The sequence below is a fragment of the Microbacterium sp. NPDC089190 genome (assembly GCF_040701795.1).
GTDB classification, from domain to species: Bacteria; Actinomycetota; Actinomycetes; order Actinomycetales; family Microbacteriaceae; genus Microbacterium; species Microbacterium galbum.
On the sequence record NZ_JBFBHF010000003.1, the window covers coordinates 429,554 to 442,304 of the forward strand.

At 73.0% G+C, this 12,751-nt stretch carries 10 protein-coding genes and 1 tRNA gene; 7 read left to right on the forward strand and 4 right to left on the reverse strand.

Features of this window, described 5'->3' with window-relative positions; all coding sequences use genetic code 11:
• Nucleotides 1-41: 41 nt before the first annotated feature.
• From dusB to AB0230_RS12030, 5 genes are all read left to right on the forward strand, one after another.
• Entirely contained in the window at nt 42-1,211 is a 1,170-nt protein-coding gene (gene dusB, locus AB0230_RS12010) for a tRNA dihydrouridine synthase DusB (protein WP_363579128.1), read from the forward strand.
• Nucleotides 1,183-2,535 carry a deoxyguanosinetriphosphate triphosphohydrolase gene (locus AB0230_RS12015; protein ID WP_315995649.1) on the forward strand — a complete coding sequence of 451 codons (1,353 nt, stop codon included), beginning with the start codon at nt 1,183-1,185 and terminating at the stop codon, nt 2,533-2,535. Before dusB ends, AB0230_RS12015 begins: the two co-directional genes overlap by 29 nt.
• Nucleotides 2,535-4,376, forward strand: coding sequence for a DNA primase (gene dnaG / locus AB0230_RS12020; RefSeq protein ID WP_363391765.1), 1,842 nt, complete (start codon nt 2,535-2,537; stop codon nt 4,374-4,376). Before AB0230_RS12015 ends, dnaG begins: the two co-directional genes overlap by 1 nt.
• A 79-nt stretch (nt 4,377-4,455) precedes the next feature.
• Nucleotides 4,456-5,229, forward strand: a complete 774-nt coding sequence (locus AB0230_RS12025; protein WP_315995651.1) for an ATP-binding cassette domain-containing protein — start codon at nt 4,456-4,458, stop codon at nt 5,227-5,229.
• 62 nt (nt 5,230-5,291) lie between these two features.
• Nucleotides 5,292-5,364: transfer RNA gene (locus AB0230_RS12030), tRNA-Asn, on the forward strand.
• Nucleotides 5,365-5,403: 39 nt separating this feature from the next.
• On the opposite strand, the gene AB0230_RS12035 is transcribed toward AB0230_RS12030, so the two are convergent.
• From AB0230_RS12035 to AB0230_RS12050, 4 genes are all read right to left on the reverse strand, one after another.
• Nucleotides 5,404-6,456, reverse strand: a complete 1,053-nt coding sequence (locus AB0230_RS12035; RefSeq protein ID WP_366375946.1) for a hypothetical protein — start codon at nt 6,454-6,456, stop codon at nt 5,404-5,406.
• 143 nt (nt 6,457-6,599) lie between these two features.
• Nucleotides 6,600-6,743 (reverse strand): hypothetical protein, encoded by a 144-nt coding sequence (locus AB0230_RS12040; protein WP_315995653.1) that lies wholly within the window; start codon nt 6,741-6,743, stop codon nt 6,600-6,602.
• An 84-nt stretch (nt 6,744-6,827) separates the two neighbouring features.
• Nucleotides 6,828-8,507, reverse strand: a complete 1,680-nt coding sequence (locus AB0230_RS12045) for a protein kinase (protein WP_366375948.1) — start codon at nt 8,505-8,507, stop codon at nt 6,828-6,830.
• 85 nt (nt 8,508-8,592) lie between these two features.
• Nucleotides 8,593-9,129 (reverse strand): DUF2231 domain-containing protein, encoded by a 537-nt coding sequence (locus AB0230_RS12050; RefSeq protein WP_363579116.1) that lies wholly within the window; start codon nt 9,127-9,129, stop codon nt 8,593-8,595.
• 105 nt (nt 9,130-9,234) lie between these two features.
• Between AB0230_RS12050 and AB0230_RS12055 the strand changes: the two genes are divergently transcribed.
• Both AB0230_RS12055 and glsA read left to right on the forward strand, forming a co-directional pair.
• Entirely contained in the window at nt 9,235-11,706 is a 2,472-nt protein-coding gene (locus AB0230_RS12055; protein ID WP_366375951.1) for an acyltransferase family protein, read from the forward strand.
• A gap of 57 nt (nt 11,707-11,763) precedes the next feature.
• Nucleotides 11,764-12,708, forward strand: coding sequence for a glutaminase A (gene glsA, locus AB0230_RS12060; protein WP_315995657.1), 945 nt, complete (start codon nt 11,764-11,766; stop codon nt 12,706-12,708).
• Nucleotides 12,709-12,751 lie beyond the last annotated feature (43 nt).

Below are 12,751 nucleotides of genomic sequence, written 5' to 3' on the forward strand. Positions count from 1 at the left end.
GGGGGCGGGCACCGTCATGAGCGCACGTCTGGGAGAATGACATGGTGAACACGGCACTGGCCCCGGCGCGGACGCTCCGCATCGGCAACATCGAACTCGACGCCCCCGTCGTGCTCGCCCCCATGGCCGGCATCACGAACACGGCGTTCCGTCGCCTGTGTCGCGAATACGGTGCCGGGCTCTATGTGAGCGAGATGATCACGACGCGCGCCCTCGTGGAGCGCAACGACACCACGATGCGGCTCATCCGGCATCACGAGTCCGAGACGCCGCGCTCGATCCAGCTCTACGGCGTCGACCCCGCCACGGTGGAGGCGGCGGTGCGCATGATCGTCGACGAAGACCACGCCGATCACATCGACCTGAACTTCGGCTGCCCCGTCCCGAAGGTCACCCGTCGCGGCGGGGGGGCCGCGCTGCCCTGGAAGACCTCGCTGTTCCGCGAGATCGTCGAGCGCGCGGTCGCGGCCGCGGGCGACAAGCCGCTGACGGTGAAGATGCGCAAGGGCATCGACGCCGACCACCTCACCTACCTCGAGGCCGGTCGCATCGCCGAAGGGGCGGGGGTGGCATCCATCGCCCTGCACGCCCGCACCGCGAGCGAGTTCTACTCGGGCCACGCCGACTGGGCGGCGATCACGAAGCTGAAAGAGACCGTCTCGAGCGTGCCGGTCCTCGGCAACGGCGACATCTGGTCGGCCGACGACGCCGTGCGCATGATGGACGAGACCGGCTGCGACGGCGTCGTCGTCGGTCGCGGCTGCCTCGGTCGCCCGTGGTTGTTCGGCGACCTCGCCCGCACCCTCGGCGGCCCCGGTGCCGCGCACGGAGAGCCCGTCGACGCCACGCTCGGATTCGTGGCGAAGGCCTTCCGCCGCCACGCCGAGCTGCTCGTGGAGTTCTTCGACGACGAGGGCCGCGGATGCCGCGACATCCGCAAGCACGTCGCCTGGTACTTCAAGGGCTACCCCGTCGGCGGCGAGCTTCGTGCGAGCCTTGCGACCGCGTCGACGCTCGAGGAGATCGACGAGCTGCTGGCCACGATGGAGCTCGACGCGCCTTACCCGGGCGCGGCGGCGGAGGGGCAGCGCGGTCGCGCCGGCACTCCCAAGCGCCCGGCCCTTCCCGACGGCTGGCTCGACTCCCGCGAGATCGGCCACGACGCCGGCCGCGCCCTCGCCGATGCGGAGCTGCACCACAGTGGTGGTTGAGGCGTCGGCCACGGCCGCTCGTCCGGCCGGCTACGACGATGACGACGCCGGCCGTTTCCACGTCGAACGGCACCGCTCGCAGCGTGACGACTTCGCGCGCGATCGCGCCCGCGTGCTGCACTCGGCCGCTCTGCGCCGCCTCGCCGCCAAGACGCAGGTGCTGAGCCCCGCGAGCCCCGCCGATTTCGCCCGCAACCGCCTCACGCACTCGCTCGAGGTCGCTCAGGTGGGCCGCGAGCTCGCGACCGCGCTGCAGCTGTCGCCCGACGTCGTCGACACCGCGTGCCTCAGCCACGATCTCGGTCACCCGCCCTTCGGGCACAACGGCGAGCGGGCGCTCAACGAATGGGCCGACGACATCGGCGGGTTCGAGGGCAACGCGCAGACCCTGCGGATCCTCACGCGCCTCGAGCCCAAGGTGTTCGGCGCCGACGGCGAACCGTTCGGTCTGAACCTCACCCGCGCCAGCCTCGACGCCACGTGCAAGTACCCGTGGACGGTCGACGAGCCGGTGCCCGACCCGGGCGGTCGGCTGAAGTTCGGCGTCTACCCCGACGACGAGCCGGTGTTCCACTGGATGCGCGGGGGCGCCCCGGCGCGACAGCGCTGCATCGAAGCCGAGGTCATGGACCTCTCCGACGACATCGCCTATTCGGTGCACGACTTCGAGGACGCCGTCGTCAACCGCTACGTCGATCCTGCGCGACTGGCCTCACGGGTCGGTCGCGAGGGGCTCCTCGACGCCATCCAGCGCTGGGTCGGGTACGACTTCGTGCGCGACGACCTGGCCGCAGGGCTCGAGCGGCTCATGGCCATGCCGGAGTGGATCCACTCCTTCGACGGCACCCGGCCCGCGCTCGCGCGGCTGAAGAACCTCACCTCCGACCTGATCGGTCGGTTCGCCCGCGCGGCCACCGCGGCCACGCGCGAGGCGTACCCCGCCGACGAGCTCACCCGCTACCGCGCGCATGTCATCGTCCCGGCCGAGGTCGAGGTCGAGATGGCGGTGCTGAAGGGCATCATCGGCGCGACCGTCGTCTCGATCGACGGCCGCAAGGTGCTGTACCGCGAACAGCGCCACGTGCTCAAGCGCCTGGCCTCCGCGCTGTGGGAGAACCCCGGCGCGCTCGACGCCCTGCACGCCCCCGACTTCGCCGCCGCGGCCGACGACGCCGCGCGCCGCCGCGTCGTCGTCGACCAGGTCGCGAGCCTCACCGACCAGCTCGCCATCTCGTGGCATGGGCGTCTCGTGGGCGAGGTCGACGCCGCCGAGCTCGGTGTGTGGGCCCCCGGCGCGCGGGCGTCGCGCGGAGCGGATGCCTGATGGCCGGACGCATCCGTCAGGCCGACGTCGACGAGGTCAAAGCGCGGGTGAACATCGCCGACGTGATCGGCGAACGGGTCGCGCTCAAGCCCGCCGGCGTCGGGTCGATGAAGGGACTGTGCCCCTTCCACGACGAGCGCAGTCCGAGCTTCAACGTGCGGCCGCAGGTCGGCTACTACCACTGCTTCGGCTGCGGCGAATCGGGTGACGTCTACTCGTTCCTCCGCGCGATGGACCACGTCTCCTTCACCGAGGCGGTCGAGCGCATGGCGGCCCGTGTCGGCTACACCCTGCACTACGAAGACGGGGGAGCGGCCCCCGAGACGTCGGGGCGATCGCGCCTGTACGCCGCGAACGCGGCCGCGGCGGAGTACTTCCGCGCGCAGCTGATGACCCCCGAGGCCGAGACCGGCCGCCGTTTCCTCGGCGATCGCGGGTTCGACGCGGGGGCGGCGGCGCACTTCGGTGTCGGATACGCACCCAAGGGCTGGTCGCATCTGCTCGACCACCTGAATGCGCAGAAGTTCACGCGCGACGAGCTGCTGCAGGCCGGGCTCGTCTCCCAAGGGCAGCGCGGGGTCTACGACCGGTTCCGCGGGCGCCTGGTGTGGCCGATCCGCGACATCACCGGCCAGGTGATCGGCTTCGGGGCGCGCAAGCTCTACGACGACGACCAGGGCCCGAAGTACCTCAACACCCCCGAGACCCCGCTCTACAAGAAGACCCAGGTGCTCTACGGGCTCGATCTGGCCAAGCGCGACATCTCGCGATCGCACCGCGTGGTGGTCGTCGAGGGCTACACCGACGTCATGGCCTGCCACCTCGCGGGCGTGACCACCGCCATCGCCTCGTGCGGCACGGCCTTCGGCAGCGACCACATCACCGTGCTCCGCCGCGTGATGGGCGATGACAGCAGCTCCGGCGAGGTCGTGTTCACCTTCGATCCGGATGCCGCGGGGCAGAAGGCGGCGCTGCGCGCCTTCGCCGACGAGAAGCGATTCGCGGCCCAGACGTACGTCGCCGTGGCTCCCGAGGGCCTCGACCCGTGCGACCTGCGCCTCCAGCGCGGCGACGGCGCCGTCCGCTCGCTCATGGAGACCAAGGCCCCCATGTTCGAGTTCGTCATCGACCAGCGTCTCAAGGACTTCAACCTCTCCAGCGTCGAGGGGCGCGCCGGTGCCCTCCACGCGGCGGCGCCCATCGTGGCCGACATCCGCGACCCCGCGCTGCGGCCGGGTTACGTCCGCGTGCTGGCGCGCCGACTCGGACTCGACATCCCCGAGGTGCAGGCCGCCGTCGAACGCGCCGCCCGCGGCGCCGACCGCGCCGAGAAGCGCGACGCGCAGCGCACCGCCGAGCCCGCCCCGGTCGCCGTGTCGGTCACGATGGCTTCGCTCCCGCACACCCGCGACGTCGCGCTCGAGCGCGGGGCCATGATGGCGTTCCTGCAGTACGGGCACCGGATCGATCCCGACCTGTTCCTGCGTGCGCTGCAGACGCCGTTCGGCCACCCCGCTCTCGAAGCGGTCCGCAGCTCCCTGGCATCCACCGATCTGTCGCAACCGGGCTGGGCCGTGACGGCCGTCGAGGCGGTGCGCGAGCCGTTCCGTTCGCTCGCCGCCGAGCTGCTGACGGCCGAGTTCCCGGCGCGCACCGAGGAGGGCGCGGTGGCGTCGGCGAACGACCTCGCCCGCGGCCTGCTCGTGCGCGAACTGCAGCGCGAGAAGGACGAGTTGCTGCGCGGGATCCAGCGTGTTCCCGCGGAGTCCGAGGAGGGGCGCCGCCTCCGCCTGCGCCTGCGCGAACTGGATGCCGATCGCCAGCGTCTCGTCGCCGGCTGAGACCGCCGCGCGCTACCGCACCGGCGTGTCGCGAGGAAGCCCCGCGACGGGGAGGCGGATCCTCGGCGAGGATGGGGGCATGCCCCGGTCACTCGACACCGACGTCGCCCTCCGCACCGACGACCTCTCGCTCGCGCGCAGCGGCGTGCGCGTGATCGACGGCATCACCCTCACCCTGCCCGCCGGGCGCACGCTCGTGGTGCGCGGGGCGACCGGGGCGGGGAAGACCTCACTCGTGTCACTGCTGGCCGGTCACCCCGACGACGGCCTCACGGTCGTCGGCGGAGACGCGCGCGTGCACGGCATCTCGGCACGGCGTCCCGGTCGTGCCCGTCGTGAGTGGACATTCCACACCGGCTACCTGCCGCAGGGAGCCGGTGCCGGATTGCCCTCCCGCCTCACCGTGCAGGATGTCATCGCCGAGCCCATCACCAGCCGCGACCGCCGGGTCAACACCCGAGCGCTGGCGGTGCGCGTGGCGACGCTGCTCGATGAGATGGAACTGCCGCTGGGCACCGCGCCCAAGTACCCCTACGAACTGAGCGCCGGCATGCGCCAACGCGTCGCCCTCGCGCGCGCCCTCGTTCTCGAGCCGCGCCTCTTCGTGGCCGACGACCTCTACGCCAACCTCGACGTCGAGGTGCGGGCCGCCGCGCGCGCGTCGATCATCCGCCGCCGCGACGAGCGGGGGATGGCCTCGCTCATCGTCACGAACGACGCGGATGCCCCGCGCGATCTGGACGCCGACGTGCTCGTGCTGCACGCCGGCCACGCCGTCGCCCTGGGACACGGCGACCAGACGCTGCAGTGGACACCCGACGGCACGCCCGAGCGACGGATTTCGGCCCGCTGATTTTTCCGCCGCCCCCGCGTGCTGTTAGTATCGTGGGGTTGCCCGCCGCGAGGTGAGCATGATCCTCGGTAGCTCAATTGGCAGAGCAATCGGCTGTTAACCGATAGGTTCTTGGTTCGAGTCCAAGCCGGGGAGCCGCAGAAGGCCCGACGTCCGCGTCGGGCCTTCGTCGTCTCACCCGACGGCGACGGGCAGGTCTTCGTCGGAACGCGGCGGATGCGCGACGAGGTCGCGCGCCTGCGCGGCGTCGAGGTGCGTGGGGAACAGCGTCCGCGAGAACTTCCCCGTCGGATCTTCCTTCGCGCGGGGCAGCTCGATCGCCGCGGCGTCCACCAGGGCGAGCGCGGCTCGTCGCTGCACCGGAGTCATCGCGAGCGCGCCGTGGCGACGCAGCAGCAGGGGGACGCGGAGCTTCTCCGGCCCCTCCAGGATGAGGAACAGTGATCGCGTCCCGCCGATGATCATCGCGGTGGCGCTCAGGCGCGCCGAGGTCAGCTCGCTCCCCGCGACGACCCGCGACCCGACCCGCGCGCGTCCCGCCTCGACGTCGACCCAGACGTCGGGGACCTGGCGCCGCGCCCACGCGACGCCGCCCGCGACGGCGGCCACCACGCCGACCCCGAGGGCGACGAGGATCCCCGTCGGCGCCTCGCGAACGGTCAGCAGCACGAGCGGCACGAACTGCCACACGCCCCACACCCCGGCGACGAGGGCGGGAACGGCGAAGATGAGCAGGGAGCCGCGATCTCGCCGCGAGACGAGGATCCACCCCGAGGGGAGCGGACCGTCGTCGGGGGCGGCATCCTCTTCTTTCCGGCCCCGCCCCGTCGCGCGCGCGATGACGATGCTCACGGCGCCGAGGATCAGCAGGCCGACCCCCAGAGCGCCGAGGCGCACCGTCGCGCGTTCGCCGTCATCCATCCCGTGCGAGAGCACCAGGATGCCGAGCCCTCCGGCCACACCCACCCACCCCTGCACCCGCAGCAGACGGCGTGCGCGGCGGTGCGCCGCGGCGCGGTCGGGGGCGCGCGGGGAGGCGGCGGGCTCGGGCTCCCACGACGAGCGGGTCGCCCAGACCAACGCGACGCCGACGCCCGTCAGGCCCGCGGCGAGCCCGAGGGCCGACACCAGGCTGACGACGCCGCCCGAGGGGAGCGAGACGAGGGATGCCACCACCACAGGCAGTGCGACGACGGCGACGACGATCGCGGCTCTCCTCGGCGACATTCTTCCCCCCGCGCACAGTGAAGCGCGATCCGCGCCCGGACGCGAGGGGTTGCGGCCGGCCCGCTCCGGATGCCAAGGCCGTGAACGGGGGAGGCGGCTTCGCGCCGCGGAGCAGGCATACGCGCCAGAGCGAGATCGGCGGGTCAGGCCCGGTCGTCGAGGCCTTCAGTGCGTCGGGCCTCTTCCTCGACGGGGTCGGCGTCCATGTCGGGGACGATGGAGGTGTCGTCGCGGTCGGTCTTCTGCGCGGCGGGGTCGGGGACGGGGAGACGGTCGGGATCACTCATGCCGGTAGCGCATCATGCTGCCGCGTCCGGCGTCACGACCGTTGACACGCAAGACCCGCCGCGCCGATCCGCACGACCGTCGCATCACCGCTTCCCGGGGCCGCCGTTCGCGTTGCCGACGCCCGCGCCGTTTCCGTTGCCTGAGCCGTTGGCGTTCCCGTTCCCGTTCCCGTGATCTGCGCCGTTCGCGTTGCCTCGGCCCGATCCGGGCCCCCCGCCGGCATCCCTCCCCGGCTCGGCTCCTGACCCCGGACCGGGGTCCGTTCCCGGGTCCGACACGGGCGGGTCGGCGGGCGCGGGCTCGAGCGGCACGACCTCGACGGGAGTCTGATCGGCGGGTGACGTCTCGGTCGTTCGCTGGTCGGTGTTCACGACCGGATCGACGAGCGTGTCGGAGACCGGTGACGAGGGAGTCGACTCCGGGGTCTCGGCCACGAGCGAGGGCGCGGGGGAGGGGACGCCCCCGGTGGCGGGGACGCCGCCCGCTCCCGCGAACGAGAACGCGACGAGGTGGCCCCCGACCACGACGGCGGCGGCCGTCCCGACCCCGGCCCACGCCCACCGGCGTCGGCGTGAGCGCACTGAAGCCGGAACCGTCTCTCGCTCTGCCGGGTCGGATGCCACAGGCGAGGGGTGATCTTCGTTCAGCGCGGCCGACCTCGCCGTGGAGGATGCTTCGTCGAGGAATGCAGGAGCTGCCACCGGCCCGGCGGGCCGGCTGGCAGCCACCGCCGGAACGGGGGCCGTCACCCGCGCGGTGGGGGAATCGTCATCCGGCGTCGGATCGGGCAGGCCGAGGTCGGCCCATGTGGTGCCCGTCGCCACGGTCATGGGACCCGTGTCGGCCGCGATCGCCTGCTGCCCGACCGCGAGCGCCGCCGCTCGCTCGGCCACCGCGGACGCACGGGGGCGGGCCGACGGATCGTGGGCGGTCATCGCCGACAGCAGGGATCTCCACTCGTAGCCGAGCGTCGAGGGAACGTCGGGTTGCCGCGCGAGCCGCGCCAGCAGGGTCTCCTGCACGGATCCGCCGCCGAACGGGTGAAGGCGGGTCAGGGCCTCGATCGCCAGAAGGCCGAGCGCGTAGACGTCCGAGGCAGGCTGCGGCGCCTCACCGCGCACCTGCTCGGGGGCGAGGTACGCAGCGGTGCCGATGACCGTCCCGGGTGTCGTCAGCCGCGTGGCATCCACGAGGTGGGCGACGCCGAAGTCGGCCAGCACGGCTTCGACGGCGCGGTCGCTTCCCCGCAGGGGTCGCAACAAGACGTTCGAGGGCTTGACGTCGCGGTGCACGATCCCCGCCTCGTGGACGACGGCGAGGGCTGCGGCGAGGTCGGCCATGATGCCGGCGACCTCGGCGGGGGCGAGCACCCCCTGTTCGATACGCCGCTGGAGCGACGGACCGTTGATGAGCTCCATCACGAGGTAGACGTGATCGTCGGTGTCGAGGCGGGCGTCGTAGAGCGTCACGAGCGCCGGGTGATCGAGGGCGGCCAGTGCGCGCGCCTCCGCCATCCGACGCAAGGACTCGGCCTCGTCGGTGCGGTCGGTGAAGAAGATCTTGATCGCGACGTCACGGCGGAGCACCTCGTCGCGGGCGCGGAACACCCGTCCCATCCCTCCGGCGCCGATGCGCTCGGCGAGCACGTAGCGCCCGCCGAGGATGTCACCGGCGTGGGGCATCGTCAGGTCGGGAGCGTGGCTCATCGGTTCCTTCACAGGGGGTGCCGCGAGGGCGAGCAGCGGGCGGGCGTCGGGCGACATCCACCGATCCGAACGCTACGGGCCTCCGCCGCTCGCACGGCAGGGGTAGCGGCGGGCGCGGGGGGCGCGCATAATGACGGGCCGATCAGTTGCCGCCGCTGTCGCTCGACCACACCGCTCGCGCCCCGCTGTCGCCCACTTGCACGACCGAGTAAGTGGTCGCTCCGGCGACCAGCACCGCGACCACCGCGATGGCGATCGTCGCCACGCGCGCCCCGGGTCTGGTCGTGCGCGCCGCGTCGTCGGTGCGTCGTGCTTGCAGTCGGAACCACAGCCACTGTCCGGCGGCGACGACGAAAAGCCCGATCGCCCACGGCAGGAGCTGGTCGCCGAGCTCGGTGTGCCGTTCGAGCACGGCGGATTCCGGCACCTGCCGCTCCAGCGCCTCTCCGGCCTCCTTCGCCAACGGTACGAAGACGAGGGCGACGAGCGCGACGATCGGGGTCAGGATGCCGAGCCGTCGGCGCGCCGCCGGCCACACGCTTCCCACGACCAGCATGAGGGCGGCGAGGGGGATGAGCACCACGACGGCGTGGACCAGGAGAGGGTGGGCGGGGAGCCCGGCGATCTGCCACATGCGCTGATCGAAGCACCACCGCACGGGGGAATCTGGGGCTTGCACGTGGTCAGGCTCCGTGCTGCGTAATGAGGACACCGGTGGCGTTCATATGGGAGCGCTTCCACTATGCTCTTCCCGGCCGCTTCCCACCGGTCGGAAGGGACTCCCGTGACCGCTGGTGCCCCGCGCGTGCGCCGCGATCTCCAGGGGCTTCGAGCGGTGGCCGTTCTCGCCGTCGTCGCGACGCATCTCACGGGGTGGCCGCGCGGAGGGTTCGTCGGCGTGGACGTCTTCTTCGTCTTGTCGGGGTTCCTCGTGACCGGCATCCTTCTCGCCGATCTGCGCGCCGAGGGGACCGTTCGCCTGGCAGCCTTCTTCGCGCGGCGCGTGAAACGCCTGCTCCCCGCGGCTTTGCTCGTCATCGGCGTGGTCGTGGCCGTGGCATCCGCGCTCTTCTCCGCCACCCGGGTCGATCGCACCCTCGGCGACGCCCTGGCCGCGGTGGGCCTGGTGTCGAACTGGCGCTTCGGGCTCGAGGGCCGCGACTACTTCGCCACCGGCGACGTCTCACCCCTGCAGCACTTCTGGTCGCTCTCGGTCGAAGAGCAGTTCTCCCTCGTCTGGCCCCTCCTGGTGCTGCTGGCGGTGGCGCTCCTGCCCGCAGCTGCCCGTCGCGGACGCATCGCCCGCGCGATGATCGCGGTCCTCGCGCTCGCGGTCGTGGTGGCATCCGGTGCCGCCGCCGTGATGCTGACGCCGGGCGACCCCTCGTTGGCGTACTTCTCGACCGTCACGCGGGTGGGGGAACTCGCCGTGGGTGCGGTGCTCGCCGCGAGCGCCGGGCCGCTCTCCCGCGTCCCGGCCCCGATCGGCGGGGCAGGGTCCTGGACCGGTGTGGCGGTCATCGTCGCGGCGTTCTTCGTGGTGGACCCCGCCGCTCCCTTCCCCGCGCCCTGGGCGGCGCTGCCCGTGGCCGGTGCTGCTCTGGTGATCGCGGGCGGAGTGGCCGGCGACCCGCGTCACCGCCATCTCTTCGTGTTGACCAATCCCCTCTCCGTCGCCCTCGGCGACATGTCGTACTCGCTGTACCTCTGGCACCTCCCGGTCATCGTCTTCGCCGGCGTGGTGCTGACGCCGGGGCCGGCGGCCCTCGCGATCACCGCTCTCGCGATCGTCGTCCTCTCGGTCGCGACCTTTCTGGGCGTCGAGCAACCGCTGCATCGCCTGCCGTGGCCGCGCGGTCGACACGTCGCCGTCGATGCCCCGGCCTCGGCGCGCATCACCCCCGCCGCGCGACCCACGACCGCCGCGCGACCCACCCCCGCCGCGCCTCCCGCGGCCGCCGCGCCTCAGGCCCGTGTCGGCGCCCTCGCGTCGCGTCCCGCGGGCTGGGTGCCCGGTCAGCGGTACTACCCGGGCGCGCGACCCGCCGCCCGCGCCGAGGTCGAGGCCGCTCTTCCCGCGTCCGAGGAAACCGCCTCCGCCGAGCGCTCCGCCCCCGCCGCACAGGCGCCCCCGGCCGCCCCCGCCGAGCCGGGTCGTGCGACCGCCTCGCCCGTACGCACCCCCGCCGCGACCTCCTCGCCCGCGACCGGCGCCCCGACCACAGTCCCGTCCACCGCCGAGGCACGGGCGTCGTGGCGCTCTCGTTTCGCCCCGCGCGTCGGAATGGCCCTCGCCACCCTCGTCATCGGCGCCGGCGCGACCCTCCTCGCCGTCTTCGCGAGCTACGGCGCCCCCACCCTTCCGGGCATGCCCGTCGCCGCGCCGGCCCCGGCCGAGGTCGACGCCGTGGCCGGAGACGCGCTCGCCACGCTGCAGAGCGACCTCGCGACCGCGACGACGGCGAGCACCTGGCCCAGCCTGCATCCGTCGCTCGACGACGCCATGCGCGACTCGTCGGCCGCCAACCGCGCGCACGACTGCTTCACCCCCGATCGTGCCCCCGATCTCCGCGGCTGCACGTGGGGCGATCCCGGCGCCGCGCACCACCTCTACCTCGTGGGCGACTCCAGCGCGATGGCCTACGCGCCCGCGTTCGCGCGTCTGGCCGACGAGAGCGGCGGCGCCTGGCGGGTGACGACCGTCGGCATGTACGGATGCCGTTTCACCGACGTCCTGATCGAGAGCCGTGACCCCGCGGTCACGGCCGGCTGCGGCGCACGCAAGAGCGACGTGGCGGCGATGGTGGCGTCCGACCCCGCGGATCTGCTCGTGGTGTCGAACGCGTTCACCCTCGCGCGCACGATCGACGGTCGGGACCTGAACGCGGGCGAACTGGCATCCTCCACCGCCCGGGAGGTCGCCGGCTGGGCTCCGCCGGGACGCACCGTGTATCTGGCGCCTCCGCCGCACGGCGCCGACCTCGGCCGGTGCTTCTCGCCCATCATGGGACCGGCATCGTGCCTGTCCGCCGTCGACGACGTCTGGACCGCCATGGAGGAGGCGAGCGAGAAGCAGGCGGCGTCGACCGGCGACGCCGCGATCAGCGCGCTGCCCTTCACCTGCTGGCAGGGGGTCTGTCCCGCTTTCGCCGGCGACACCCCCGTGCGCTACGACGACACGCACGTGACGCCGGCTTTCGCCGAGCGCCTGACCCCGATCCTGCGCGGCGAACTGGCGGCGCGCGGCCTCTACTGACCGCCGGAAAGCGCAATCGCCCGCGCCTGCGCCGGGGAGGGCTGCGAGGGTGGGGGAGTGACCCCTCCCGCATCGCCGTCTCCTGCCGACCCCTCCCGTTACGACGTCGAGGCGCTGCGCACGCGCCTGCGCCCCCACCGCGATGGTCGGGTCGACGACAGCATCCCGGCTCTCGCCGCCGCCGACCCCGACCTGTGCGCCATCGCCCTGGCCCTGCCGGACGGCAGCGTCCGCGGCAGTGCCGAGGCCGGTGTTCGCGTCAGCGTGCAGTCGGCGGTCAAGCCGTTCCTGTTCGCTCTCGCCCTGCTCGACACCGATGGCGGTGCCCTGGAGCGCGTCGGCATCGAACCGACGGGGGAGTCCTTCGACGCCATCACGCTCGAGACCGGCACGGGTCGTCCGCCGAACCCGATGGTCAATGCGGGTGCGCTGCTCACGGCATCCCTCGTCGACGGCACGGGCCCGGAGGGGCGGATGCAGCGGATCGCGGCCGGGCTGGCGGCATTCGCCGGCCGCGAGCTCGACGTCGACGACGAGGTCGCCCACGATGAGCACCTGCGGGGTGACCGCAATCACGCCCTCGCCCACCTCCTGCGCGCGGAAGGCGTGCTCGACGCGTCGGCCGACGACGCCGTCGCCGTCTACGCACGGGCGTGCGCGACGCTGGTGGATGCCGAGACCCTCGCCATCATGGGCGCGACGCTGGCGGGAGGCGGCGTCAACCCGCGCACGGGAGACCGCGTGATCCCCGCGCGCGTCGCTCGAGACGTCGTGTCGGTGATGGCGACGTGCGGGATGTACGACGGATCGGGACGATGGATGCGGGCGGTCGGTGTCCCGGCCAAGTCGAGCGTGTCGGGCGGGATCGTCCTCGCCGCACGCGGCGGTCTGGGAGCCGCGATCATCAGCCCGCCGCTGGACGCTCAGGGCACGAGTGTGCGAGGACACGTGGCGAGCGAGCTCCTCAGTGAGGACCTCGGGCTGCACGCCTTCGGCGGGTGAGGTGCGGGGCGGTCCCGGGCGCACGACAGCAAACGGGGCCGTC

Bases quoted from the DNA above. Each gene is read 5' to 3' on its own strand.
- AB0230_RS12045 (WP_366375948.1), bottom strand. From the start codon at position 8,507: ATGTCGCCCGACGCCCGCCCGCTGCTCGCCCTCGCGGCACCCCCTGTG.
- AB0230_RS12040 (WP_315995653.1), bottom strand. From the start codon at position 6,743: ATGAGTGATCCCGACCGTCTCCCCGTCCCCGACCCCGCCGCGCAGAAG.
- dnaG (WP_363391765.1), top strand. From the start codon at position 2,535: ATGGCCGGACGCATCCGTCAGGCCGACGTCGACGAGGTCAAAGCGCGG.
- AB0230_RS12035 (WP_366375946.1), bottom strand. From the start codon at position 6,456: ATGTCGCCGAGGAGAGCCGCGATCGTCGTCGCCGTCGTCGCACTGCCT.
- dusB (WP_363579128.1), top strand. From the start codon at position 42: ATGGTGAACACGGCACTGGCCCCGGCGCGGACGCTCCGCATCGGCAAC.
- AB0230_RS12025 (WP_315995651.1), top strand. From the start codon at position 4,456: ATGCCCCGGTCACTCGACACCGACGTCGCCCTCCGCACCGACGACCTC.
- AB0230_RS12015 (WP_315995649.1), top strand. From the start codon at position 1,183: ATGCGGAGCTGCACCACAGTGGTGGTTGAGGCGTCGGCCACGGCCGCT.